This is a genomic window from Kribbella hippodromi, assembly GCF_039531045.1.
Taxonomy (GTDB): domain Bacteria; phylum Actinomycetota; class Actinomycetes; order Propionibacteriales; family Kribbellaceae; genus Kribbella; species Kribbella hippodromi.
The window spans coordinates 1-26040 of the sequence record NZ_BAAAPH010000043.1; the positions used below are offsets into that span (position 1 = coordinate 1).

Annotated in this window: 20 protein-coding genes; 11 read left to right on the forward strand and 9 right to left on the reverse strand. The window is 67.6% G+C overall.

Going from position 1 to position 26040, the window contains the following annotated elements; genetic code table 11:
- The first annotated feature begins 111 nt into the window (after positions 1-111).
- Positions 112-11478: a hypothetical protein gene (locus ABD260_RS36955; protein WP_344241558.1), complete on the forward strand. Its 11367-nt coding sequence runs from the start codon at positions 112-114 to the stop codon at positions 11476-11478.
- A gap of 28 nt (positions 11479-11506) precedes the next feature.
- Here the strand turns inward: ABD260_RS36955 and ABD260_RS36960 are convergent, their stop codons facing one another.
- Positions 11507-12100, reverse strand: a complete 594-nt coding sequence (locus ABD260_RS36960) for a TIGR03086 family metal-binding protein (protein WP_344241560.1) — start codon at positions 12098-12100, stop codon at positions 11507-11509.
- Between the two features lie 52 nt (positions 12101-12152).
- Here ABD260_RS36960 and ABD260_RS36965 point away from each other — a divergent pair, with 52 nt between their 5' ends.
- The 5 genes from ABD260_RS36965 to ABD260_RS36985 all read left to right on the forward strand — a co-directional run bounded on the left by ABD260_RS36965 (position 12153) and on the right by ABD260_RS36985 (position 15157).
- On the forward strand, positions 12153-12578 hold the full coding sequence (locus ABD260_RS36965; RefSeq protein ID WP_344241562.1) for a MarR family winged helix-turn-helix transcriptional regulator: 426 nt from the start codon (positions 12153-12155) through the stop codon (positions 12576-12578).
- Positions 12579-12652: 74 nt separating this feature from the next.
- Entirely contained in the window at positions 12653-13480 is an 828-nt protein-coding gene (locus ABD260_RS36970; protein WP_344241564.1) for a hypothetical protein, read from the forward strand.
- A gap of 67 nt (positions 13481-13547) precedes the next feature.
- The gene (locus tag ABD260_RS36975) at positions 13548-13949 is read left to right on the forward strand and encodes a DoxX family protein (protein ID WP_344241566.1); all 402 of its coding nucleotides are present in this window, start codon (positions 13548-13550) and stop codon (positions 13947-13949) included.
- A 39-nt stretch (positions 13950-13988) separates the two neighbouring features.
- On the forward strand, positions 13989-14498 hold the full coding sequence (locus ABD260_RS36980) for a sigma-70 family RNA polymerase sigma factor (protein WP_184837419.1): 510 nt from the start codon (positions 13989-13991) through the stop codon (positions 14496-14498).
- A complete protein-coding gene (locus ABD260_RS36985; protein WP_344241569.1) occupies positions 14495-15157 on the forward strand; it encodes an anti-sigma factor family protein in 663 nt (220 codons plus the stop codon). Before ABD260_RS36980 ends, ABD260_RS36985 begins: the two co-directional genes overlap by 4 nt.
- A 387-nt stretch (positions 15158-15544) precedes the next feature.
- Here the strand turns inward: ABD260_RS36985 and ABD260_RS36990 are convergent, their stop codons facing one another.
- The gene (locus tag ABD260_RS36990; protein WP_184837415.1) at positions 15545-15784 is read right to left on the reverse strand and encodes a hypothetical protein; all 240 of its coding nucleotides are present in this window, start codon (positions 15782-15784) and stop codon (positions 15545-15547) included.
- A 52-nt stretch (positions 15785-15836) separates the two neighbouring features.
- Positions 15837-16535, reverse strand: a complete 699-nt coding sequence (locus tag ABD260_RS36995; protein WP_344241571.1) for an ArsR/SmtB family transcription factor — start codon at positions 16533-16535, stop codon at positions 15837-15839.
- A gap of 65 nt (positions 16536-16600) precedes the next feature.
- Between ABD260_RS36995 and ABD260_RS37000 the strand changes: the two genes are divergently transcribed.
- A complete protein-coding gene (locus ABD260_RS37000; RefSeq protein WP_344241573.1) occupies positions 16601-17233 on the forward strand; it encodes a flavin reductase family protein in 633 nt (210 codons plus the stop codon).
- A gap of 164 nt (positions 17234-17397) precedes the next feature.
- On the opposite strand, the gene ABD260_RS37005 is transcribed toward ABD260_RS37000, so the two are convergent.
- The 3 genes from ABD260_RS37005 to ABD260_RS37015 form a co-directional block, all read right to left on the reverse strand.
- Positions 17398-18183, reverse strand: a complete 786-nt coding sequence (locus tag ABD260_RS37005) for an arylamine N-acetyltransferase family protein (RefSeq protein WP_344241575.1) — start codon at positions 18181-18183, stop codon at positions 17398-17400.
- A gap of 24 nt (positions 18184-18207) precedes the next feature.
- Complete coding sequence (locus ABD260_RS37010; RefSeq protein ID WP_344241577.1) at positions 18208-18603, reverse strand: VOC family protein; 396 nt, start codon at positions 18601-18603, stop codon at positions 18208-18210.
- A 71-nt stretch (positions 18604-18674) separates the two neighbouring features.
- Complete coding sequence (locus ABD260_RS37015) at positions 18675-19460, reverse strand: GntR family transcriptional regulator (protein ID WP_344241579.1); 786 nt, start codon at positions 19458-19460, stop codon at positions 18675-18677.
- 81 nt (positions 19461-19541) lie between these two features.
- On the opposite strand from ABD260_RS37015, the gene ABD260_RS37020 reads away from it, so the two are divergent.
- Positions 19542-20672 (forward strand): YeiH family protein, encoded by a 1131-nt coding sequence (locus ABD260_RS37020; RefSeq protein ID WP_344241581.1) that lies wholly within the window; start codon positions 19542-19544, stop codon positions 20670-20672.
- Between the two features lie 18 nt (positions 20673-20690).
- Here the strand turns inward: ABD260_RS37020 and ABD260_RS37025 are convergent, their stop codons facing one another.
- From ABD260_RS37025 to ABD260_RS37035, 3 genes are all read right to left on the reverse strand, one after another.
- Complete coding sequence (locus tag ABD260_RS37025) at positions 20691-22493, reverse strand: glycoside hydrolase family 2 protein (RefSeq protein WP_344241583.1); 1803 nt, start codon at positions 22491-22493, stop codon at positions 20691-20693.
- Positions 22494-22639: 146 nt separating this feature from the next.
- Positions 22640-23011, reverse strand: a complete 372-nt coding sequence (locus tag ABD260_RS37030; protein ID WP_344241585.1) for a hypothetical protein — start codon at positions 23009-23011, stop codon at positions 22640-22642.
- Positions 23008-23739 carry a class I SAM-dependent methyltransferase gene (locus ABD260_RS37035; RefSeq protein WP_344241587.1) on the reverse strand — a complete coding sequence of 244 codons (732 nt, stop codon included), beginning with the start codon at positions 23737-23739 and terminating at the stop codon, positions 23008-23010. The genes ABD260_RS37030 and ABD260_RS37035 overlap by 4 nt, the downstream gene beginning before the upstream one ends.
- 225 nt (positions 23740-23964) lie before the next feature.
- Here ABD260_RS37035 and ABD260_RS37040 point away from each other — a divergent pair, with 225 nt between their 5' ends.
- Genes ABD260_RS37040 through ABD260_RS37050 form a run of 3 tightly spaced genes read left to right on the forward strand, consistent with a single transcriptional unit; the run spans position 23965 to position 25946 of the window.
- Positions 23965-24771, forward strand: a complete 807-nt coding sequence (locus tag ABD260_RS37040) for a TRM11 family SAM-dependent methyltransferase (protein ID WP_344241589.1) — start codon at positions 23965-23967, stop codon at positions 24769-24771.
- Between the two features lie 9 nt (positions 24772-24780).
- Positions 24781-25284: a metalloregulator ArsR/SmtB family transcription factor gene (locus ABD260_RS37730; protein ID WP_425553499.1), complete on the forward strand. Its 504-nt coding sequence runs from the start codon at positions 24781-24783 to the stop codon at positions 25282-25284.
- Positions 25281-25946, forward strand: coding sequence for a cation efflux transmembrane domain-containing protein (locus tag ABD260_RS37050; RefSeq protein ID WP_344241590.1), 666 nt, complete (start codon positions 25281-25283; stop codon positions 25944-25946). The genes ABD260_RS37730 and ABD260_RS37050 overlap by 4 nt, the downstream gene beginning before the upstream one ends.
- Positions 25947-26040 lie beyond the last annotated feature (94 nt).

A 26040-nucleotide genomic window follows, 5' to 3' on the forward strand; every position in this document is an offset into this window, starting at 1 on the left:
GGGGGGGGGGGGGGGGGGGGGGGGGGGGGGGGGGGGGGGGGGGGGGGGGGGGTGGTTGTGCGGGAAGGGGGGAAGTGGGTTCGGAGGCCTCGGGTGGGGGCTGTGGCTGGGATGGAGGTGGAGGTTGGCGAGGATCAGCTGGGGGTGCGGCTTGGGGTTGGGCGGGATAAGTCGGCGTTCGCGTTTTACGACAAGGTGGTGTTGGTCGCGCATCCGGGGGTGTCGCTGACTGCTGAGGTGGAGCGGACGAACGTGCTTCGTGCGCTGCCTGGTGGTGTGGAGGTGATCGCGCCGATTCATACGCGTACTACCTTGTTCGGGCGTGATGCGATCGTCGTGGACCGGTTCGCGGCGTCCAGCCACGACGTGTTGGACGAAGAAGCACCCGACCCGGAGTCGCGTCTCAGTCGGCCCGGTCTGCCGACGCGGGCAACGCTGGAGAGCCTGGAAGCGCTGCGGACGTTCGCGATCGAGAACCAGGTTCTGCCTGGAGATCTGCAGTTCGCGATCAGTGCGGACGGGCGGTTCCGAGCGTACGACGTGGATGGCACTCGTCCGATCACCGGTCCGGAAGATCCCGCGCTGACCACCCTCGACGCCTGGATCACCTGGGCCAAAACCCAGCTCGGAACCCAAGAGAGCGCACCTCCTCAGACCCCTGTCGCAAAGCCGTTCAAGATCCAACGCAGACAGCCGAAGCCAGCGGAAGACGGCACCGACCGCGCACGGCGGCAGGACAGCTCGCCCGAGCGGAACCACCCCGGAAACACCACCGAACCCGGAAACACCACCGAACCCGGCAGTAGGACCCGAGCTGGCAGCACGACCGAGCCGGGCGGTACGACCCGAGCTGGCGGTACGACCGGGCCGGGCGGTACGACCCGAGCTGGCAGCAGGACCGGGCCGGGCGGTACGACCCGGGCTGGCAGCAGGAGCGGGCAGGAGAGCGGCGGGCCGTCCAGGGCTGTGGAGCCGGGGGGTGGGCGGGGGATGAGTGTTGCGGGGGTGGAGGCGGCTGTGGCGGGGGTTCGGCGGCGGATGCGGTTGCCGGTGGGGATTCGGGTGCGGGTTGTGGTGGGGCCGGATGCGGAGACGCTGACTCGGCAGTACGGGTTGTCGCGGACTGGCCCGTGGCAGGCGCGGTTCCGGATGGAGAACGGGATCGGTGTCGCGTACCTGGCCGCGAACGAGCATGCCTCGCCCGAGGACGTCGCCGCCTCGGTCTGGCACGAGATTGTCGGGCACTTCGGGTGGCGCCTGTTCAGCCCAGAGACCCGCTACGAGCTGCTCGACGTAGTCCGGCAGCTCCGGCACCGCGACCCCGACCTCGCCCACCAGATCGACCACTTGTACGCGGACCAACCGGGGGATGTCCGTGACGAGGAGTTCCTCGCCTGGCTGTCCGAGGGCGGTGTGCCGTCGCGCCTGCGGCAAGCCTGGAACTCCTTCCTCACCACGCAGTTCGGCACCGCGCTGCACCGGATCGGAGCTATCAGCAGCGAGACCCTCGAGCAGGCGCGCTACCACCAGCGGATGGAACCGCTGTACAAGATCATCCGAGTCCTGGTCCATGCCATCCGCGAGAACCGCCCCCTCCACCCCAACTACTACCCGCCGCGCTCCCGCGCCACCAACCCCGGTCCGAACATCTCCCGCATCCGCCCCGCCGAGCTCAACCGGTACGACGGCGGCGGACTCGCACCCTTCAGCTCCGGTGTCGTCGAGTCCGCGTACGCCGACCTCCGCACCGCTGACGAACTCGCCCTCGCGGCCGTCCTGCCCGCGAACGCGTCGAAGGTGAAACGCTTCCTGATCAGCGCGACCGACGAGCAGACCTTCGAGATCGAAGGCACCCGGCTGACCCCGCATCACCTCGCCGTGATGACCGACCTGCACCAGGCCCTGGCGCTCGCACTCGACCTCGCGACACCGACCCCTGCCGCCCTCGCGCTGTCCCAGCAGCTCGCGAACATCATGGGGCTGGACCTCGCCGTCCGCACTTCCGATGGCTGGCAAGCCCTGCACCCGCAGCCCGATCCCACCTTGAGCCGCGAGGGCACGATCGAGTTCGGCCCCGGCGAAACGCTGATCCTGCGCACCCCGGACAACCCCGATGGCGTGCCGATCGACGATCTCGGGCCGCACCTCGGCCGGCTGCTCGGCGTCGGTGGTTCGAAGGCAGCGTTCGCGTTGTACGACAAGGTGGTGCTGGTCGCGCTGCCGACGATCGAGGTGTCGTTCTTCAAGCAGCTCAACCGCACGCTGGACCTGCTGGGCAAACCTGGCGCCGCCGAGGTGATCGCGCCGCTGCGGTACACGACGCTCTTCGAGCGCGATGCGTTCGTCGCCGACCGGTTCCCGACCATCAGCCGTGACGTCTGGGCACGCGTTCCCGACTTCGGGCCGGACCAGCCGCTGCATCCGACCCAGGCAAGCCTCGACAGCTTGCTGGCGATCCGTGCCTTCTTCGTCGCGAACGGTCTGGTCGTCACCGATCTGCAGTTCGGCATTGCCCCGGACGGGCGGTTCTGGGTGTACGACGTGGGCCGCGTCCGCCCGTTGCCGACCACCAACCCGATGGTCCCGCCCGCAGCCGTCGCCGGAGTCAACCTGGCGATCTTCAACCGGGCCGGCTCCGATGCGCTCGAGATCATCGACACCTGGATCGCCTGGGCCGCTGACCGCCTCGGGTCGGACCGGCACTTCGCCCCGACCGGCCCACCGCGCGGCGCCCCGTCGTTGCCAGAGGCCATCAAGGCGCCGTCGACCGACTGGACCACCGCTGCTCACCTCGACGCCGTCGACCCGTCGATCAAACTCGTCCCGGACACTCCGCACGCACGTACGGAGGTGGTTGCCGAGCTGGAACGTGCGCTCATCGCGGCACGTACTGGGTACGCGCCTGTTCCGCTCGGTCTGATCACCACCACGATCGACGGCGCTCCGTACATCGGGTACGCGACCGAACCCACCACGACGGGTGGCGACGTCACGCTCGACACGGTGCTGCAGTTGCACGATTACGTACGCCGCCTGCGCGCGCTCGGCTACCACCACCCCGGGCTGACCGCGGCTGTGGACGAGCACGGCAACTTCCGGCCGGCCGACTTCACCGGGTTGGAGCCCCTCTCTGCCGGAGCGACGTCGGCTGTCGACGGCAGTGATGAGCTGCTCGCGGCGGCTGTGGAGAAGCTCAAGCAGGGATCGGCGGAGGAGCGGGATCGGCGGGTTCATGGTGACCAGCCGCGGGGTGGGGCGGGGAGCATTCATCGGAGTGACTTTCGGGGGGATGGGCGACGGGTAGCGGATGCCGAGGGGGTACGGGCGGCCACGCAGGCTGCTGTAACGCGGATCGGTAGCGCGGTGGCAGCCGCGCGGGCTGAGGCGGCGGAGGTGACGGTTGACGCGGATCGGGTGACGATCACCTTGGACTCGGGCGAGCAGGTGACCGCGCTGCTGGATGTCTCCGGTGACTTCACGAATGCCGGGCCGGTGCGTTGGGAACGTACAACTACTGCCACCGACTGGGCGCGGATCACTGTGTCGCCACGGGCGCGGGATGAGGTTGTCGGTCGCGCTGTTGCGAACGCGATTGCGGGTGTGGTGGCGGCGTACCGCGGTGAATCGGCAGCGGCTCAGGAACGCGCCGGCCGGCGAGCGGAGGTGGGGTACCTGCTCGACAGCCTGGACGCGGGGGAATCGCCGCACCGGGTACGGAAGGAGCTGCGGCTGTTGCTGCAGCACATGAACAAGTTCGAGCGTTCGTCGGCGAGGTCTGGATCGACTGCAGCACTGCGCATCCGGGACCTGCCGCCGTTGCCGCGGGGGTTGCGGCGACGGGTCGGAAATGCACTGCATCGCAACCTGGCGTTCACGTGGCTGGCGGACACGGTGATGCCGCGAATCGACCACGTCGAGGATCGGATCACTGATCCTGGTGTACTTCGTCCAAGAGACCTCCCTGTTGATGCCCTCGCAACTAATGGTACGCGTTCTGATGCCGTGAATCGCTTTGTCCACAGGGCTTTTCAGCACTTTGCACAACAGCCTGACGTTGCCGTTGGTGGAGATCTCTCGGTCAGTCAGCAGAAGGTTCTTCGCGAGCAGCCGTTGCTGCGCCAGCTGGTCGAGAACCACGGGACGGATCAGGCCGCGGTACTTGGCGCGCTTGGCATGGATGAGTTCACACAGCAGATCGCGCCGGCTGATCAGCACGCGGTGGCTGCTGTGTTCGCGAAGCTTCAGGCGTTGCTGGGTCAGCGAGAGCATGCTGATTCGTGGCGGCAGCGGCGTACGGCGGGGAGGCACTTTGCCGAACTCGCTCAGGCGTTGGGGGTGATCGACAACCACGACTTGCGGGCTGCGCTTCCGCATGAACTGGCTGCCGCTGTCGCGGAGCTGGAGCCGAGTCTGCTGCAGCGGATAAACCGGGCGATCGACAATGGTGTGAGTTCACTGCCGAGCCTCCGGGCGGAGCTGATCCTTGGTTTCGCCGAGACTGTGCCGTCCGGGGTGGTGTCAGCGGCTGTCCTCGCAGACCACGGCAAGGTCGGTCTGGCAGCCGCCGTTCTCACCGGTGCAGCCCTCGCGTGGCCCCTCCGCGCAGTAGTCAACCGCTTCGTGGAGTCGCGCGACGAGCAGACCAAGTCAAACCGCCGCAACTACCGCCGAGACCTGGACGAACAGTCCCGAGCTCCCCAACACGCCACCATCACCACCACAATCCGCACCGCCTACCAACAAGTCCTCAAAGCAACCACCACGCATAACCCTCAAGCCACTAAAGGAGGCCCGCGGGCTGGACTGCCAGCTCCTGTGGAGAAGGCGCCTCCTCTGACTGCACAGTGGTGGACTTATCCGCTGCGGAGCTCAGTGCCGTTGGCGGCTGCCGCGTTGCCGATGGCGCTCGTTGTACCGCCGTTGGCTGTGGGCGCGACTATTGGGATAGCCGCGGCGGTTGTCGGGTACGCGCACTACCGGTTTGCGCAGCACCAAGCAACGCTCGACGACGAGCGCAGGGTCCGCGACTACCAGTGGCGTAGCTGGCGGCAGCTGGTCGGTGAGCTGCGGCGAGCCTCCGACGTACTCACCAGACTGAACGCCCTAGGCAACGAACGACAGAGCAAAGTCCACCTCCCGACCTGGAACTTCGACGCGCCAACGGACCACACCGGTCGCGGCGTCATCCCCGCCAAACCGCTCTTCGCGATCCGTGAACTCCTGCTCGGTGTGGTACCCCTCGCGAACCGCACCGCCAGCGTGTACGTCCAACAGCAACTGGCCGCGGCCACCGCGACTGTACTCGAGGCAATGACCCGCCTAGGCGCCATCGGCGCAGTGTCCGGCGTAGTAGAGGCCTTTCACGCGGAAGCGAACCGCCACGCGTTCGACCGCCGCGTCCACAACTGGCTCGAACTGCTCCGCATGGAAGTGCAGACCCGCTCCGAAGCACTCGCCGACCCGGTACTCGATCAACTCGACCACCTGCTGGCCAACCCCACCGCACCTCAGACAGAGCTGCAGATCCCACCACTGCCGCCGTGGTCGCCAGTCATCCACCCGGACCGCGAGGCGACCACCAACCGGCGCTGGTACGCGGCCGGCGCGACAGCCATTGGCGGTGCGGGTGTCGGCGTCGCCGCCTGGATGGTGCACAGCTTCCACCTCGACCCGATCTACCTGGACCTGGCCGCCGTAGCGGGTGCGTTCCAGCCGGTCAGCTACTACGCCAAGTACCTGCGCCGCCGGATGCGGGTCAAAGCGGACCTCGACGTACGTGACCGCAGCGCCGAGCAGCGTGCCGCGACAGAACTCGACCGGGATCGTGCAGCGGCCGCGGACGCCGTACACCAGGTGAACCGCCTCGGTGACCACATCGACGGCAAGCCACCGCGCAACCGGCCGCAGCCGACAACCGCCTTGGGCCGCTTCATCGAGTCCGAACGCCAGGACCTCGACCTGCAGCCGTCCGCCGAGCTCAGCCGCCTACTGACGCGCCTAGCCGGTCTGGACGACCAGCGCCAACGCCTGCTCAACCAGTTCGACCAGGGCCAACCGACTGAGCTGCAGGAGCTGACCGAGGTGTACGTCGACATCTCCAGCACGCTCTCCCAGTACGCCAACGCCACGCACAAGCTAGGCCTGGACCCACATGTACGTCTGGGCGGACCGGAGAACCGCCCGGTCAGCGCCTCTGTCCTGCACCACGACCCGCTGAACGGCCGCAACCTCACCGACCTGACCTGGGCAGGCCGTCACCACCTGCCGAGCGTCAACGCGGAGAACGCCGCCCTGATCGCCGCCAAGATCCAGCAGACCACCAATGACCGGTACGGCCCGCTGTCCCTGGAGCAAGTCCGTGCGCACACCAGTACCGGCCGCCGCATCGTGGACATCGCCGCTGACCTCATCGGCACCGCGGAACGACGTCGTACGCCGATGTGGAGTTCCGCTGATGCACGGGCGCTGGCAGCTCGAGTGAGTTTCCACCGTGCGCTCACCGCCGACCAGGCGCGTGCCGTACCCGCCCGGCTCATCCAGCAAGAGCGCGACCCGCTCGACTGGACCACGTACGCCGGGCAGCACGCCCGCGCCTTGCACCAACAGCAGTCTGACCTCACAGCGAGGGCAGCTGCCCGGCTGGCCAGTGCAGCGACAACAGACGACACGGGGAAGTCCAAGCGCCACCAGGCAATCGCTGCAGTGTGTACGACGGCCGCGCGCCACGCCGAGCGTGCCCGCGCCGCCTGGGAGACGTTCCGCGCCGACCCGAGCCAGGCGACACTACAGACTGCCCGGCACGAGGAGAACCTCTACCAGCAGCATCTCAAGGACTCCCTACCATCTAAGGACGTCCTGCAGACGGCAACCGTCTCCGGCAGGTTGCCGCACCTAACCGCACTGACCGAGCAGCTCAACCAGGCACTCGCCGCGCAGGGCAGCGCGCACCGCTTCACACCGGAGATGCTGCACCGGACACTGCGCGCCGAGACGCGCCGCGTACTTTCACCGGGTGGCGTCGTCCTGACCGTCGGCAATGATCCGCAGGCCGATGTCAGCCGGCTGATCCAGTTCGAGATCACGCTGCAGCCCGGCGAACTGCGAGAGGTACTTGATGCCCCGGCGACATTCGAGGAAGCCCAGCTCGGTCAGTTGGTGCAAGGTGGGTACAACGTCGGCACGACCACCACCACAACCTTTGGGCACAACGGTTCATTGAGCCTGGCCCCGGCCCTGGCGGCGCTTCCGGAGACGAACCCGATGAAGGCCGTCTCCCATCTGGTTGCTCCGAGCATCGAGTACGCGCGGAACACCGGCCGGAGTTTGACCGGCGGCGCGACGGAGTACGGACTGCCGGGATCGGTCGAGGTGATCCAAGGGGAGGTACTGCGGTTCCGGTCGACGCGACCGCGGTGGTCGTGGCGGATGCGTACGTCGGCAGTTGCCGCGTGGTCGGCGCATCACGTGGTGAGTCGCGGAGCCGAGCACGACGGGTCGACACTGGATCTCGGGTTCAGCCACTCCTACACCGTCGGCGCTCCCAATGAGACGATCACCCTGGGACCTGGCGACGATCGGCGGACTGAACTGCCGGAGCATGTCGCGTCGCGGGTCGACGGTTTGAGCGAGCTCGCCGATCAGGCAATTGCGGGCCTGCGGCAACGACTTGGATCGCTCGACCGGGTTGGGCATGATCAGTTGCGCGGATTGCTGACCGAGGACGGTCCTGGTCGATTGACAGAAGCTACTCGCCCCGGCGGCTTGACGCGAATCATCACCAATGGCGGGCGACCGGTCGCGTACGCGCGGTTGGAGACGGTGGCAGTGTGGGATCGCGCGACGTTGCTCAGCGACAGTTCGAGCGATCACAAGGTCGAGCGGCTTCGAGTCGGGTTCTCCGGTACGTCCGGCAGCCAGACGTTTTCGAGCGGTACGTCGGTCGCGGGCTCGGTGAGCTACGCCGGCACCGCGTTGACGGATCTTGGCTCGTCCAGCTGGGATGCGGGGCCGAGCGCGAAAGCGGGTCGCAGTACTGGCCAGGATGTGACGATCAGCACCGGTGACACGGCGATTCACCCCAGCGTGCAGCGAATGCAGCCGACACTCGGCGTGAAGCTACGGCTCGAGCACCGGCTGACGGTCGAGCGGCTCGACGGAAAACCTGGCTTCTCCCTGACCACCGCTGGAGACGCGATCCTGCGGATGCCAGAGAACGACGCATTCCGGTACGGCCTGCCGGTACCGGCGGACGCGCTTGTCCTCGATCCGGACGGGCAACCACAGCACGGCGTCGACGGACGGGTACTGCTCCGCGGCGATCCGCAGCCGACGAAGGAACCGATCGCCCTCCCGGTCTGGATGCAGCCTGGCCGCCATCAGATCCGCGGCGCGGGGCCAGCGTTGGTCCAGGAGTTCACAGGTGCCGATAAGACCCTGCAGAAGGTCCTCAGTCACCTTGAAGAGCAAGGACTAGTGCCGGGACAGGCCCCGACGGCGGAGCAGTTGGCGAATCTTGAGCGGGTGGCCCAGCAGCTGGCGAAGCATCGGCTGGAGACTGGGTACGACCCGGCGGCACAGGAAGGGATCGTGTTCCGGCTCGATCTGCATCGGACCGGGCTTCCGCCGGAACAGCGTACGTACCGGATCGTGGTTCGGCCGCATCCCGGTGACGCGCGGCTGATCGGGGTGAGTACGGGCGAGACTGTGGTCAATCTCGATATCGGGACGAATACCACCAGCCGGTCGGGTGGATGGTCGCGGAGTCTGCCATGGTCGGCGAAGGTTGGCTTCGGCAACAAACCGGCGATCGGTCAGGCTGGTTCGACGCCGGACGGAGGGCCGAGTTACGGACGATCGTCGCGTGGTCGTTCGATCAGTTGGTCGTCGGGCAGCACGGTGAACCGGGTTTCGCTGACAGAGAGCACGGGCGAGGTTGCGGTGTTCGAAGTGCCGCATACGCTCGTGGTCACCGAGGTCACCACCACCGGCGACTCGGCGCCGATCGCGGAGGTCGAAGGCACTGCCCGGCTCTCCATCGACCGCGAGTTCTGCAACTCCAACGGCGCGACGACAGCAATTGCGGGCCGGGTCAATCCATTCTCGTTGCAGTCGGCAACATTTCAGGCGGTCGATGCCGGTGATCCGGTGCGGCGCCTGACCGCCGTACTCCCAGAGCTCGCTCGCGGTGACAGCTCAGCGCTGCATCACCTGAGTGCCTTCCTCAACCCGCGTAACCTGGCAGCGCGCCCGGAGCTCTTGACGGCGCCGTACCGGACCAACCTGATGATCAGCCCGGCCCCGTCCAACCCGGCGCAGGCCCAGCTGCAGAACGGCCTGACCACCGGACAGGCCAGTCTGACAATCAGCTCGGCCGTGGAGAACCTCCGGTACGTCGGTGCCGGCAGTCCGGTGAACGGCGAGATCAACCTGACACTCCAGAGCTCAGGGATCTCGATTGGTTCGTCGACCGGCAACACCGCTGGGCTCAGTGGAAGTCTCGGGGCGGTCGGCGTTGACGGTGACTCGGCAGGTGGCTCGCTCGGCGGCAGCCGGACCGGAAGCCGGTCGGTTGGTGCGAGCGAGACTCAGATCGGCGGGATCGAACGGCTGGGGATTCGGGACGGACAGCATTACCAGTTCTGGGGTGATCTGGTCCTGGAAGCCGAACTGCAGGCGATCGGCGCCGCGCCGCGCACCGTGCAGCTGAGCAACGGCGCAATCATGCTGACGCTTCCGGAGCGCAACGCACTCAAGCTGTACGGGCGAGGCGAACTCGACCTGCCCGCGACCAAGGTGGCCGATGCCGTCAACCGGGTCCTCACGGGTGCGCTGGATCTGGATCGTCAGACAACGGTCGCCCTGTTCCGCCGCTTCACCAACGGCACACCACTCAACCACCAGCAACAGGGCGGGCCGGCGAACCCAGACCTCCAGCAACAGCTCGCGGCGAGCCTTCGCACCCTCACTGGGTTGGATGAAGTGGCGTACCCGACGCTTGACCTGGTTCTGCCGGCGGCGGAGGTGCTGGTGGCTCAACGCACCGAGGTAACTCTCCCAGAGCTCTACGAGAACTCCATGGGCGCGGCCGTGGTTGACGAGAGCGTGCTGCTGGATGCTGACGGCAACGAAACGGACCTGTTCGCCGAGGTGATCAATGCACTCGGCCAACCGGCGCTCGATGACCCGGTGCTGGCGGCGGCCTTGCGAGGCGATCTGGCGGGGCTGCGGTGGCGTGGGCATCTCGACGATATGCTGAGCACCAACGGGTTCGCCGCGTACTACCCGACCAGTGGTTCCCAGCAGCGCACAGTCCGCTTCAAACTCACGTACGACGGCCCGATCACGATCGACGGCGTACCGGACGAGGGCGGCAAGGAGAACGTTTTCAACATCATCCAGAACTACGACTACCACGAAGCCGGTCGCAGCGTCACGGGCAGCACGACGTACAGCGGTCAAGCCGGCGCCGCGATGACGCAAGGCGCCTCCGCGACCACCGGCCTCGGCACCGATCTCGGTACAGCGACCACGGCATCGAGTACCGAGCAGAACACCCGGATGACCAGATCCCTGTGGAGCAAGACGAAAAGAGTCTCGCGCGCGTTCCACCTGAGCGTAGAGATCGACGGCGCCGAGGCGCGTACGCTGACCGGCCGGATGACGCAGCTCGTACCGGCGTCGGTGATCAATGCGCAGCCGTCGCGGACCGTGCATACCGGCCGCGTACCGCTGCCGAGCGGAACTGTTGTGGAGGGAACGACAGCCGATGGGCTCGTCGAAACAGTCAGCAACAGGTTGATGAAGTCCGACCTGCTCACTGCGGCTGGTGTCGCGCAGCACCGGATTGCGCTGGAGAACATGCTGTCCGCCGCGGCCCGGCTCGCTGCTTTCGAGCGGATCGCTTCGACGGACGGGCACACGATGGTGCAGTTGCCGGTGCCGGGGCGTACGGCGCGGATGGTGGCCGTACAGGTCCGGGCAGAGCTGACGAGCCTGCAGGTGGTTGCGGACGGGACCGCGCAGCTCGGTCAGATCGATCGGCAGCAGCGGATTGCTCAACTGACGACGAAGAGCAACCGGACGCTGCCTGCTGCGCGGTCCGGTGGTGGCTCGGCGCCGGCCGTTGGTGCTCAGGCCGGCGCGTCGAGCGGGGAGCAGGCCGGTGAGCGAGTCACCGATACGACTGGGAACCGCAATGAGACTTCGGTGTTCGAGACCGCGGAGATCGTGACGGTGAAGGCTGGTGTCGTCTATCACCTCGGGTACGAGCGCCGCCGGGTTGATCGGGACGGTGGCGCGCGGGTTGATCGGAGCGACGATGGGACGGTGACGGGTACGGCGTACCTGACCATGTTCCGGCACGAATACGATGCCCTGTTGGGCCGGCCATCCACACCGAAGCCCGGCCGGACGGTTGCCGAGAGCAACACCCACACCGCGGGCAGCTACATCCCGGCAGACCCATCCGGCCCAAGCTGAGCCCGGCCCAAGCAGGCTCCGGGCCGAGTCAGGCCTTCCAGTCCGGGTTGCGGCCCAGGTGGGCGACGATGCCGTCCAGCACGTCGTCGCCGGACCACGGAACATCCGCGGCGAACGGCGTCCCCGGCGCCGTCCGGATGTCGCCGGTCGGGATCGCGTCGGTCACGCCCCGGGCAGCCGTGAGCACCTCGGGCGAGAACGAAACCGTCACGCCGAGTGACTTCGCCACGTCCCAGCTGTGCACCACGTAGTCGATGAAGTGGAAGCTGATCGCCTGCGCACCCGGGAACGACAGCCCCGGACCGAACTCGGGCAGCGGGAACGACCGCTCCGCGACCCCGTCCTCGCCGAACGCCGCCAGCACGTGCTCGGCGGAAGCGACGTACGCCTTCGCCGGGTCGTCGCCGAGGTCGACCAGCTTCCAGACCGCCGGGTCGGACTCGCCGCGGGAGGCGGCGGCGAAACCATAGTGCTGGGTGGCCATGTGGGCGAGCAGGCCGTAGAGGGTCCAGGCCCGGCACGGCGTCGGCCGGGCCAGGTCGTCCGCGGTCACCGCGCTGACCAGTTCGATGCTGGCCCGGACGGCTTCGGCGTCGAGCGCGACGTAATCAATAGTAGGCATGCGCACATCATATGCGGGCGCCTATCGTTTCGCCAATGCTACCTTTCGGGCTATGGCAACCGAGCGTCCGGATCTGGCGGCGATGCTGTACCCGCTGGTGCGGGAACTGATCGCGCTCGAACTGCCGATCCTCGCCGCGCACGAGGTGTCGATGTGGGGCTATTCGGTGCTCAGCACGCTCGACGACACCCCGGTCCGGACCCAGGCCGCGCTGGCGCAGGCGATCGGCGCGGACAAGTCCCGCATCATCGGCACCCTCGACGAGCTGCAGCAGGCCGGCCTGATCGACCGCACGCCGGACCCCGACGACCGCCGGGTCCGGTTGCTGTCGATCACCGCCCAGGGCCGCCGGGTCCGGCGCGCCGTCCGCAAGGACATCCAGGCCCGCGAGGAGAGCGTCCTGACCGCCCTCTCCCCGGCCGACCGCAAGACCTTCATTCGCTTGCTGGTCGAGATCCGAAACGCCAAGGACAGCTGAGCTCACGCTGACGATGGAGGCCATTCCCTCCGAAGGGTGATCCACTGACCGGTACGCCCGAACAGACTGGCGACATGAAACGCGCAGTCGTCGGATGGGCAGTCGCGTACGGCGGCGTACGCATCTGGTTTGCAACTGGCCATGCCCCAACCTGGAAGCTCCCAGGCGACGACCTACTAGTCCCCAACTGGGTCTCCGTAGCTGGCTGCCTACTCACCGCCCTCGCCATGCTCAAGATCCGCCCGCGCCTGCTCTGGGCCTTGGCAGCCGCCTGGATCGCGTCCGCCGCCTTCCTCCTGCTCGACCTGGTTGCCGCCGTCCTTCCGGGCTTGGGCATCCCCTTCGACGCAAGGGGCATGCTCAGCCGCCTGGCAGCGGTCGCCGGCGCCGTCCTGCTCGTCCTCATCGCCCGCCAGCACCAACCCACCCCAAAACCCTGGTCCGCCTGGGTCCCCACCGCAGGGGCGTCTCTCGCGGTCGCCGGATGCCTGATCAGAATCGGCGCCCAGGCGGTAGTCGGCTTCGGGCACACCCCGTACGGAAGCAGCCTCTCGCTGATCTTGTTCGAAGGCGGATTCCTCCTGGTTGGGACGTTGTTGCCGTTCTTGCTGGTGCATCCCCTCGGCAGGTACTTCCCGCGCTGGATCCTGCTCCTTCCGGGGTACGCCCTGGGCATCGGCATCACGGCGTACTTCGGCGTCGGTCTGATCCAAATGATCACGTCCGCTGTCCAGGGCGAGCCCGTGTACGCGGACATCGGCCTGCCGGACAGCTTCTTCTGGGTAGCAGTCCCCGCGTACGTCGCCTGGGGCGCCGGCCTCACCATCGCGACACGCGGTTACCAACTCGGCCGCCAGAAAACAATCGATTCGGAATGTGATCTTCACGCCACGCACAGTTGAACCAAGTAGAGCGTTCAATCGTTTGAACCGGGCACAAGACCAAACCCACCGCGAGGAGTGAGGCCCTGTGCAGGTGCTCGATCGTTTTCAGCGTGAAGTGACCGGCGTGTTCCGGATCGTCGTCGGATTCCTGTTTGCGACCCACGGCGCGGCCGCGCTGTTCGGCGTCCTCGGGACCGAGAAACTCGCTCTGCTGGCCTGGCCGTCCTGGTGGGCGGCACTCATCCAGACGATCGGCGGCGCACTGGTGATGCTCGGGCTCGGCACCCGGTACGCCGCGCTGCTCTGCTCCGGATCGATGGCGTACGCGTACTTCACCGTGCACCAGACCAGCGCTTTGCTGCCGGTGCAGAATGGTGGCGAGCTGGCGGCCATGTTCTGCTTCGCCTTCCTGCTGATCGCCTTCCTCGGCAGCGGTGCCTGGTCGGTGCAGCGGACAGCAGCACAACCGGTACCCGCAGCGAAGTGACCGATGTCCGAGCCGCAGTCCCACCGAGCAGGAGCGCCGATGGCCGATGACCGGGCGGCGATGCTGCGTGAGTTGCACGACGTGCACGCGCCCGCGCTCTGGCGCTTCGTCGTCCGGCTCACCGGTGACGACCGCCTGGCCGAGGACGTCGTGCAGGAGACGCTGCTCCGGGCCTGGCGGCGGCCGCACATCCTCACCGAGGACGAAGCCGGCGCCCGCGCCTGGCTGTACACGGTCGCCCGCAACCTGGTCATCGACGACCGGCGCAGCGCCCGGGTCAGCCGGGAGGTCGCCAGCGACGACCTCCCCGAGAACCCGAGCGCCGATCACGCCAACGCCGTACTGGACGCCTGGCTGGTGGCGGAATCACTCGCGCAACTGTCCGAGGAGCACCGGCAGGTGATCGTCCGCGCGTACTACGGCCGCCGTACCGTGACTGACATCGCCGAGGAGCTGGACATCCCCTCCGGCACCGTGAAGTCCCGGTTGCACTACGGGCTCCGCGCGTTGAAGCTGGCGCTGCAGGAGAAGGGGGTGACCAGCCAGTGAGTGAGCCGTACTGCGAGTGGGACGCGGCGTACTTGCTCGGCGCACTGTCGGCAAAGGACCGGCGCGCGTACGAGGAACATCTGCACGGCTGTGCGGACTGTTCTGCCGAAGTCGCATCGCTGGCCGGCGTACCGGGTGCGCTGGCCGCCCTTCCGGCCGAGCGTGCGCTGGCGACGATCGCTGCCGACCCACCGAATCTCCTGCCAGGACTGACGCGCAGCGTGCAGCGCGACCGGCGGAAGCGGCGGCTCCGGCTGGGCGCGCTGATGACCGGCGTCGCCGTCGCGGCCGCCGCGGTCGGGGTGGTGATCGCGATCCCGCTCACTCGCGACCAACCCAAGGGCGACTATGTCGTACTCGCATCGACCGTCAACAGCAAGCTGACCGCGGACGCCCGGCTGGTGCCGGAGCGGTGGGGTACGACGATCGAGATCAGCTGCCGGTACAACGAACTCGCGACGCCGAACGAACGCGGCCGCGGGTACGAGTTGTACGTCACGGACACCTCCGGCAAGGCGCAGCTGGTCGCCAGCTGGACGTCCGCGCCGGGTACGACGGTGAAGCCGGCTGCCACCACCAAGCTGCAACGCAACGAGATCCGGGCCTTGGACATCCGCAGCTCGGAGACCGGACGTGTCCTACTTGCGGTGCACTTCTGATTGTTGCCGCGTGAGCACGAATGACTACGGCTGGCTGGGGCACCAGACGATGAAGAGCGGTGGTCGCTCGAGAGGCCATCGATCGAGACCCCGGTGTTCAGGGACGTGCACCGGGGTCGCCGCACGTCCGGCTCTGGCCTGTCACTGACCCTGCCACCGACCTGTCACGGGCGTGTCAGCCCGGAAGAAAGTCACCCGAAACCTGTAACAGCGGGGCGTCGAGCGCCGATACACCGTACGTAACGCCACTGAGGCTCCCGTCCCAGGTCAATCCGCCCGAAGGGCCTGGGCCGGGATTCTCGACGCCGCCCGAGGCGCCCGGCAGTGCGTTACGCACGAGGGCCCCCGGTGATGCTCACCCGGGGGCCCTCGCGCCGCGTTCCCTCCCTAGGACGCTTGTTCCGTCGGGCCGCTCGACTCCGGCAGGGCGATCCGGTCCGCCGGCAGGCGTTCCGTCCGCTCCTGGCCGTCGTCACCCTCGTACTGCACCATCGCGGTCCATCCCGATTCCTCGTGCTCGCGGCCGATCAGCCACCCGCGCCGCCACTGGCCGTCCGCGAGGACGATCACGTGGCTGGGCAGAGGCAGGTTGGACACCAGCTCGGTGCCGGACTCGAACTCAGTCATGGCCGAAGGCTAGGGGCAATCGCGGCCGTTCGCCTCTTGAGAGCGTGTTCCGTCATCCAGTTCTCAGACTTCGGACCACTCCGGTCGGCAGTCCGAGTTCCTGCACCGCGCCGTTCACCTTCAGTGCGCGACCGCCTGGGATATGCGTCACCCACCCGTTCCCTAACGCATGTGCGCACAAGGCCGCACCGACCGCCCCGGCCAGATGCGGCCGCCGCTCGGTCACGTCCAGACAGGAGCGTACGGCCGGACGCCCGCGCCGCGGCTCCACCTTGATGCCGAGATCCGCCAGCCAGGCTTGGCCTTCCGGCGTCAGCGCGATCCCGTCCGACCAGTCGATCAAGCCCCGCTCGGTCATCGCGTCCGCGAGGGCGACGCCGAGTTTGCCGGCCAGATGGTCGTAGCACGTCCGCGCCCGGGCGAACGCGTCCCGCCGGCTCACGGCGGACAAGCTGTTCACCACCTCGGTACGGCGCGGGGCGAGGGCCGCCAGTCCTTCGATCAGCTCGGCGGTATCCGGGCCGGCCAGCTTCACGTACCGATGCCGTCCCTGCCGGACCTCGGTCAGCAGCTCACCGGCGACCAGCAGGTTGAGGTGCTCGCTGATCGTCGACCGCGAAACCTTCGCGACCTTGGCCAGCTCGGTCGCCGTCCAGGCCCGCCCGTCCAGCAACGCCAAGCAGACGGTCGCGCGCGTCCCGTCGGCCAGCATCCGCGCCCACCCGGCCAACTCCTCGCCTTCGGCAGTCATGCCCCCATCATGCCGCCCCGACACTCCGGCCACGGCCGAACAATCTGGTACCTAGCGTCGATCCCATGACCCACCTGACCATCGAACCCTCGATCCTGTACGTCGGCACTCCGGTCGCCCTGCTGAGCACGATCAACGAGGACGGCACCGTGAATCTCGCGCCGATGTCGTCCGCCTGGGCGCTCGGCGACGTCGTTGTCCTCGGTGTCGGACTGTCCGGGCAAACCGCGATCAACCTGCGGGCGCGGGCGGAGGTGGTGATCAACTACCCGTCTCCGGAGCAGTGGAAGGCGGTTGAGCGGCTGGCGGATCTGACTGGCCGGCGTCCGGTTCCGGAGCACAAGCAGGAGCGTTTCCGGTACGAACGGGAGAAGTTCGCGGCCGCTGGGTTGACGCCGGTTGCGTCCGAGCTCGTCGCCCCGCCCCGGGTAGCGGGATGCCCTCTACAGTTCGAGGCGCGGTCGGTGCAGGCGGAGATCGATGCTCAAGGCAACTTCTTGATCGCCCAGGCTCGAGTACTCCGGGTGCACGCGGCCGAGCATGTCGTCGTACCCGGCACGTCCTACGTCGACCCCGCCGCCTGGTCCCCACTCATCTACAGCTTCCGCCACTACTTCCCGCTCGGCCCCCAACTCGGCGAGTCCTTCCGCACGGAGACGCCGACCTCGTCGTGTGCGGCTGGACAGGATGTGTCTTGAGTGGGGTAGTGCACTTGAGCGTGGTGGGGTGGGCGTGTACAGCGTCTCGGGGGTGCACTACCTGTAGAGCTGCCGGATGTGGACCGTGAACACTCGGCGGGGGCCGTGGACAGCTGAACAGGTGTCCGCACTCTTCGCGGAGTGTTCAAGCTCCGCCGGAAGGGTCAGAGGAGCCGCAGGCGGTCTACTTCCTCGTCGTTGAGGACTACGTCGAGTGCGGCGAGGGTGTCGGGAAGGCCAGTGGGTGGGATGGTGCGGGTGGTGGTTTCGCCGTTGGCGTGTTCGATCGTGAGGGTGTCGCCGACCAAGCGGCGTACGACGCCGTCCGCGACTCGCATCACCACCGGGCGACCGGTGAACGGGGAGTTCGGGTGCGTGGACACGTAGTGGTGGTAGACCTCGTAGTCGATCGGCCGGACCGGTTCGTCATTCGACGCGTGCTGCGGTTCCCAGCCGTCGGCGGTCCGCTTCGACAGCGTCCACAGATCGCCCTCCTGGGTCAGCTTGTGATCCCAGCCGGCCTGATCCACCACGATCCCGTCCTTCAACGGAGTCGGGTAAAGCTGCCCCGCGCCGAACCCCACATCCGCCAGAAACTCCTGACCTTCCACCCCGACCTTCAACAGCGCATGCGTACGCGGCCCGGACTTGTGTGGTTGTACGCGCGCCACCCGGCGTACGACCTCGAACCCGAGCTGTTCGAGTGCCGCACCGAACAACAGTGCGTGCTCGTAGCAGTACCCACCGCGGTGGCGGCCGACCAGTTTGTGCTGGATCGCGTCCAGTCCGATCCCGGGATGCGTGCCCAGTACGACATCGAGGTTCTCGAACGGGATCGCGAGTACGTGCGCCCGATGCAGCTCGCGTAACGCATCCGCGGACGGCGCCACCCGCCCGTACCCGATCCGGTCGAGGTAGGCGTCGAGGTCGAGGCTTTCGTGGTTCCACATGCCGACCACCTCAACACTTCCAGTTCACTTGAGGTCAAGCTCGGTGAACAAGGTGAGCTGGATCCCGCCGGGGGTTTCGAGGCGGGCGTTCAGCGAGTTCCACGGCGTCCGGGTCGGCTCGGCGATGACCGCGGCGCCGGCGTCGGCGAGTTGCTTGGTGGTGGCGGCCGAGTCCTCGACCTCGAACGCGACCCGGTACTTCCCGGCGACCCGGCGGCCGACCTCTACCTCGTCGATGAAATCCGCCTGCCCGGGGTCGGCGATCTCCAGCGTGGCCCGCTCGACCTCGAGGATCGTGACCCGGCCGTCGGGGGAGGAGTAGGACGCCCGCTCGGGCAGGCCGAGGATGTCCCGGTAGAACGCGACCGCTTCCTCGTAGTCGTCCGCTGTCACGACCAACCGCAGTTCCTTGACCGTCATGCGCCCAGTATCACCGAGCCCGATCACCGCCTGCGCATGATTTACAGCACGCGCTTGGTTGCCGGGCTTGCTTACCAGGCTTGGGTCAGCGCGGTGCTGCTCGGGGCTGGGGTGAGGCGGTAGCCGGTGTTGGCGGAGAACTCGGCGGACAGCGCGAACCGGTCGCCGCGGACCACCGTGTGCCGCCATTCGACCGGCCGGTTCTGCGCCGTGCCCTGGCGGGTGATGGCGAACACGGCGGCGTCGGGCGGGCAGTGCAGCAACGCGCGTTCGGCCGCGGTCGGGTTGACGGCGCGGATGTCTTCGCGGCCATGGTCGAGGTTGATGCCGGTGCGTTCGGCGAGCTCGTTGTACAGGCTGGTGTGGGTGAAGTCCGCGTCGAGCAGTGGTTCGGCCAGGGCGGCCGGGAGCCAGACGCGGTCGAGCGCGAGCGGCTCATCCCCGGCGTACCGGAGGCGCTCGAGGTAGAGCAGCGGGATGGACTCCTCCAGGTTCAGCCGGGCCGCGATCACGCCGTCGGCGCGTACGTCGAGTACGCGAACCGCACTGCGCTGGGGCAGGCCGGACTCCTCCACCGAGGAGAACAGGCTGTACAGCGCGCCCATCGGCTGCCGGATCTCCGGTACTGCGGCGACTCGCGGTTGCCTACCGCGCTCGGCGACGATCAGGCCGTCCGTACGCAGCTGTCCGAGCGCCTGGCGCACCGTGTGCCGGCTGACCTCGTACTCCTCGACCAGGGCCAGCTCGCCCGGGAACGACGCGTCGAACTCCCCGGACCGCACTCGCCGGACGAGATCCGCCTGCAACTGCTTCCACAACGACTCGCCACCGTTGCGGTCCAGCCTCCGTACGCCCATCCGTCCCTTCCCGCGGTTGCCAAATGTCCGGTCATCTCCTACCGTAAATGTACGCACATTTCGAACGGAAGGGACCGGCTGGTGGTGCAGGTCGAGGTTAGGGCACGTCACACTCACCCCGCCTCCGTCGCCTATCGCCGCGTCGCCTCATCGGTGCAACGCCGCCTCGGGCCTGCCGGCCGTCGGCTGCCTGGGCTGCTGATCGTGCTGGTGATCACGGCCGTCGCGGTTCCGCTCGGGCGGCTGGTGCCGCTGGTCGGAGGTCCGGTCTTCGGCATCCTGCTCGGTGTGCTCGCGGGCGTGTTCATTCCGGCGCTGCAGGCGGAGGTGCGGCGGCCTGGGTACGACTTCGCCTCGAAGACGCTGCTCCAGTTGTCGATCGTCGTGCTCGGGACCGGGTTGTCATTGCAGCAGGTCGCCAGCGTCGGCGTCTCGTCGTTGCCGGTGATGCTGGGTACGCTCGCGCTCGCGCTCGGCGGGGCGTGGATTTTCGGGCGGCTGCTCGGCGTACGCGGCGACACTCAGACGTTGATCGGGGTCGGTACCGCGATCTGTGGTGGTTCGGCCATCGCGGCCGCGACGGCGGCGATCGGCGCGAAACGGTCCTCGGTCGCGTACGCGATGGCGACGATCTTCACCTTCAACATCGTTGCCGTACTGACGTTTCCGCCGCTCGGTCATTTGCTCGGGATGAGCTCGGAGGCGTTCGGCCTGTGGGCGGGTACGGCGGTCAACGACACCTCGTCGGTGGTCGCGGCCGGTTACGCGTACAGCCAGGCGGCTGGTGATCAGGCGATCGTGGTGAAGCTGACTCGTTCGCTGACTTTGATCCCGATCGTGCTGACGCTGGTCGCGTTGAAGATCCGCCGCGAGAACCGGGCGGCTCGTGCGCTCGACGCCGCATCCGAGGGGTCGTACGAGGGCGCCACCGCCTCGATCCGGCGACCGCTGCCGTGGCGCAAGCTCGTGCCGCTGTTCCTGATCGGCTTCATTGCTGCCGCCGGTCTTCGGTCGGCCGGCGCCGTACCCGAGTCCTGGCTGCCGACCCTCGGCATAGTAGGAACCGTACTAATTACATCGGCACTAGTTGCAATCGGACTATCGCTGCGGCCGCGTGAGCTGCGCGACGCAGGACCCAGGCCGCTCCTGCTCGGAGCAATCCTCTGGATCCTGGTCGCGGCCGGCAGCCTCGCGCTTCAGTCCATCTCGTAAGTCAGTCCTTCTTGTAGCTCAGTCCTTCTCGTACGCGGCCTGGCGCTCCTGTATCGCCTTGATCCGCGGGACGTCGAGCTTGGTGCTGCGGTCGAAGTTGTAGATGCCGTTCTCTTCCTGGAACACGTCGGTCAGCTGCGTGTAGCAGTAGCCGAACATCAGCTCGTTGTCGAGCAGTGCGTCGATCAGACCGGCGAAGCGGACGTAGAAGTCCTCCTCGTTCGCGACCCGCTGGCCGTACCCCCAGGAGTCCGCGGAGTTCCCGCTCTTGCCGGCGGCCGCCTTCTCCGCGTTCCACCAGATGCCACCGAACTCGCTGCAGAAGTACGGCTGCCCGTCGTACGCGAGCGACAGTGCCTTGTCGTCCCGGGTGTTCCCGTACGGCTTGTCGTTGACCAGATCGGCCATCTGCTTCGCGAACTCGGCCGGGTCCTGCTCGTAGTTGTGCGAGTCCCAGACGTCGGTTTCGGGTACGCGGTGCGAGTAGCCGGACGAGTCGAGTACCGGACGGCTGGTGTCCGCGGCCTTGGTGGCCAGGAACATCGCGCGGGTGACGTCGTCGAGCTGGGTGATCCGGTCGTGCAGCAGCTGGTGCGTCTCGTTCAGCGGGCACCAGCCGATGATGCTCGGGTGGCTGTAGTCCCGCTCGACCGCTTCGAGCCACTGGCCGACGTACGACGCGGTCGGCTGCTGGTTGTCGTCGCCGGTGTCGCCGACGCCGGAACCCCAGTCGCCGAACTCGCCCCAGACCAGGTAGCCGAGCCGGTCCGCGTGGTACAGGAACCGCTCCTCGAACACCTTCTGGTGCAGCCGCGCACCGTTGAACCCGGCCGCGAGGCTGAGCTCGATGTCGCGGACGATCGCCTCCTCGGACGGCGCGGTCATCAGGCTCTCCGGCCAGTAGCCCTGGTCCAGTACGAGCCGCTGGAACACGTGCTTGCCGTTGATCAGGATCGCCTTGCCGTTGATGCTCACCGACCGGAGCCCGGCGTACGAGTCCGCCTCGTCCAAGACGTTGCCCTCGGCATCGATCAGCTCGAGGCGGACGTCGTACAGGTGCGGGTCGGTGGTGTCCCAGAGGCGGACCCGGTCGGCGGGAACCGGCAGGGTCAGGCGCGGGGCCAGGTCGAGGTCGGCGCGGACGGTCGCGGTGGTCACCTCGCCGTCGGCGTCCTTCAGTGTGGCGCGGATGGAGTGGCCGGGCTGGTTCGCCGAGACCGGCACCTCGAGGTGGAAGCTGGAGCCGGCCACGTCCGGGGTGATCCGCGGGCGCTTCAGGTGCACCGGCGGGACGGCCTCGAGCCAGACGGTCTGCCAGATGCCGGTGGTGCGGGTGTAGAGGCAGCTGTGGTTCGCGTACAGCTGGCTCTGCTTGCCGCGCGCCTGCGGACCCCGGTGGGTGTCGCGCGCGCGGACCACGATCGTTGCCTCTTCGCCCGGCTTGGTGACCTGGCGCAGGTTGGCGCTGAACGGCGTGAACCCACCGCGGTGCCGGACCACCTCGGTGCCGTTCACCCAGACGGTCGCGTCGTGGTCGACGGCCTGGAAGTGCAGCACCGCGTCCTTGCCGTCCCAGTCGGCCGGGATCGTGACCGTGGTGCGGTACCAGACCGCTTCCATGAAGTCGACGTCCTCGATCCCGGACAGTTCGGTCTCCGGCGCGAACGGTACGACGATCCGCCGCTCCAGCTCGCGCTCCCGGAGCCCACGCTCCAGCCCCGAGTCCGACCGATCGATCTCGAACCCCCAGTCACCGTTCAGATTGACCCACTGCGACCGGACGAACTGCGGACGCGGATACTCGGCCCGAGGCTGCGACATGCTCTCTCCCGTGCTGCTGATCTGGTAGTGGCAGCAGCACTTTACAACGTTGAAATGACCCCGGCAACGGGGTGTTCACAACGGCTGACCGCGACCGCCGGGCGACGCGCGGTGTGTGGGGTGCTCGTCGAGAAGTGCCGGGCTGATCAGTTGGCGGGTTGACGGTTGATGGTCTTGAGCGCGAGCGCCTGGGTGAGCGCGAACGCCCCCACCTCCACGGCAACCGCCGCCAGCAACACCGTGAGCACCACCTGCTGACTGGTCACCGCGGCAACGGCAATCCCCACGGTGGCAACCAGATTCACCACAAGCACCACCCGAAGCGCCTGCCTACGCGGCGCCTTGGCAGTCAGGTACGCAAGCAACCCAGACCACGCGAGCACCCCACCCCCGGCTACCCCGACCGCCATCGCCGGCACCCCAGCCAACTCCGCCAACGGCCCCGCAAACCCCACCAACCCCACAGCCGCCACCGCACAATACAAAACATCCAGCCGCAACGTCCGCTCACCAGTCATACAACCACCGTATTCGGCTTGCTGAAGAGCGCCGCATTCAGAAAGTCCGGCGCGAAGGCGTTAGGGCGTCCGTCCCGCACCGCGCGAAGCTCAACCGGGGAGAGCGCGTCGAAGATCGCCCGAAGGTCATTGAGCGAGAAGGACATCCCACCGTACGTATCGCCTGAACTCACGATGTCGGCATCGGCAGGCGTCTCCATCCGCTCGGCGGCAAAGGCGACGATCCCGAAGCGCCCACCCGCCCGTACCAGTGGAAGCACTCGCTCGAGATAGGTGATCCGCCGATGCGGCGCGATGTGATGAAAGCAGCCGGAGTCGTACACCAGGTCGTACTGGTCGTACGGGAGCGGATCCCGCAGTACATCAGCCTTAGTGAGCGTCACTGCGGCCGGCAATGTCGGGCGAAGCTGGTCGAGCAGCTCGCCCGCGAGATCCACACCATCCACCACGGCACCCTGCTCGGCGAACCAGCGGCTGTTCCGCCCACCCCCACAACCAACATCCAGCACCCGCGCCCCCACCAGCTCCCCGAGCAGACCGCGCTCATGCCAGTCCACCAGCGGTTCATCGGGAAGTTGAGTTGTGAGCGGGTGTCCCGGCGTCGTCAGCAGGTTGCTCCAGTAGTCCGCCGCGGACGTACGCGACCGGTCCCCGCGGCCGCTCGCCTCCACCACCTGATCAAGCACCTCGAGCAACTGTTCAACCGTGTAGATCCGAGTCGCCGTCACCCGCCAATTCTACTTATTCAACAGGCGATCTGGCCGCTCAGTTGAACAGGCCCACCCACGGATCGGTCGAATATTCAGGTGCGTTCGCGGCGTCCGCGGAATAGGTTGGGTGGTGATGAGGTGACTGGAAGGTGTGGGTGTGCGGCTGGCTCCGGTGGAGTTGGTCTGGTTGCGCCTGCGCCGCGCTTCGGCTGATGTGTCGATCGCGAGTTCCGGGAGCCTTGGGTGGCTGGGTTTTTCGGGCCGGGGTGCGGTGGGTTGTCCCGCGTCGCCGGCCGGTTTGTGTTGCGTACGGTGGATGGCGCGGCTGATCTTCTGATCGAAGAGCTTCGCGGGATGGTGGCCGTGCATTCCGTACGGCAGGTGTCGGTGGGGGCCGTGGAGTGCATGGTTGACGGGGCGCTTGATGAATTGGTTCGGTGCCCGTTGTATTCGTCGGTTGCCGTGGATGGTGCGGAGGTGCCCGCGCTGGCGTGGATGCGGCGGTTCGGGCCGCTCGAACGGTTGCCGTGGTCAACTAATCTGGTGGTTGCCGAAGTGCTGACCCGGCTGGCGAAAGTGCGCCCGGGGCAGTGTGTCGTTGACCCGTTCTGCGGGACGGGGACGATTCTGTTGTCCGTACGCCGGCGGGTGCCGACTGCCCGCCTGCTTGGGATCGACCGTGATCCGCACGCACTGGAGCTCGCCGCCCGAAACCTCAGCCACCCAGCGCTGGTACGCGGGTTGGCCGAGGCGCTGCCCGTGAGCGATGGGAGCGTGGACCGCGTGGTGGCGAACCTTCCGTTCGGGAAGCAGGTGGGCAGTCATCGGGGCAATCGTGAGCTGTACCCGGCTGTGGTCCGCGAGCTCGATCGCGTACTTGCCGGCGAGGGACGAGCTGTCCTACTGACCGAGGACAAGCGGCTGCTCCGCGCGGCGGTCGAACGGGAGCGCGGTTTGAAGGTCGTGCGGGAACGGCTGCTCAGGTACAACGGCGCGACGCCGACCGCGTACGTGCTGACCCGGATATCCAAACGTCCCACTTCGCGATAACATCGCTGAATGGCGATCAATGAGGCTGAGGCGCTGGCCGTGGCGGGGTGTCTGTTCCATGGGTTCAGTGATGGCTCGCGGCTGGCGATCGTGCGGCACTTGGCGCTCGGCGAGCACCGGGTCGTGGATCTGACCGAGCATCTCGGGCTGGCGCAGTCGACGGTCTCGAAGCACCTCGCCTGCCTGCGCGACTGCGGCCTGGTCGAGTCCCGCCCGCAAGGACGCGCCTCGCTGTTCCGCCTCACCCATCCCGAGGCCACCATGGACCTGCTCTCGGCGGCCGAACGCCTCCTGTCACTCACCGGCGACGCCGTCGCCCTCTGCCCGATCTACGGCCTCCCAAACGAGAGCCCGGATCCTTCCGAGCAACAGACCGCCAAAGCCGGCCCCTCCGAGTGGCGGGCTGCGGAGGCCAGCGCATCCGGCCGGGAGGTTGCTAAGGCCGGCGCTTCCGGACGGCAGAGTGTCAAGGCTGGGGCTGCCGGGCGGCGGGGTTTGAGGGCCGGCGGATGAGTGAGGGGCTGCGGCTCGGGAGTGGTAGTGCGTGGGTGGTTGATCCGGCTGAGCGGGCGCGGCTCGGGCGGCGGGCTCGGTTACTCGCGGGCGCGTCCGTTGCGTACAACGTGGTCGAGGCCGTGGTCGCCATCTCCTCCGGCCTGGTCGCGGGCTCGGTCGCGCTGGTCGGATTCGGCCTGGACTCGGTCGTCGAAGTCTCCAGCGGCCTGATCATCCTCTGGCAATTCCGCCATCCGCTCCCGGAGTCCCGCGAACGCAAAGCCCTCAAGCTGCTCGCGTTCTCCTTCCTCGGCCTCGCCGCGTACGTCGGCTTCGAATCGATCCGCGCCCTGATCACCGGCGCCGAGCCCGAAACCTCACCCGTCGGGATCGGCCTCGCCATCGCCTCCCTGGCAGTGATGCCGTTCCTCTCCTGGGCCCAACGCCGCACCGGCAAAGCCCTGGGTTCCAACGCGGTCGTCGCCGACTCCACCCAAACCCTCCTCTGCACCTACCTGTCCGCCGTACTCCTCCTCGGCCTCCTCCTCAACACCACCCTCGGCTGGACCTGGGCCGACCCAATCGCCGGCCTGATCATCGCCGCCGCAGCCACAAAAGAAGCCCGATCAGCCTGGCACGGCCAAGGCTGCTGCACCCCGAGCGGCACCTGCACCCCCTGACCGGCACCCGCCACAAGCCGGGATCTCCACTCTTGTTGTGGGGCGGGGTCCAGTGGTCTAAGCAACGAGTAGTTCGGCTAGTGCTTGGGCTGGG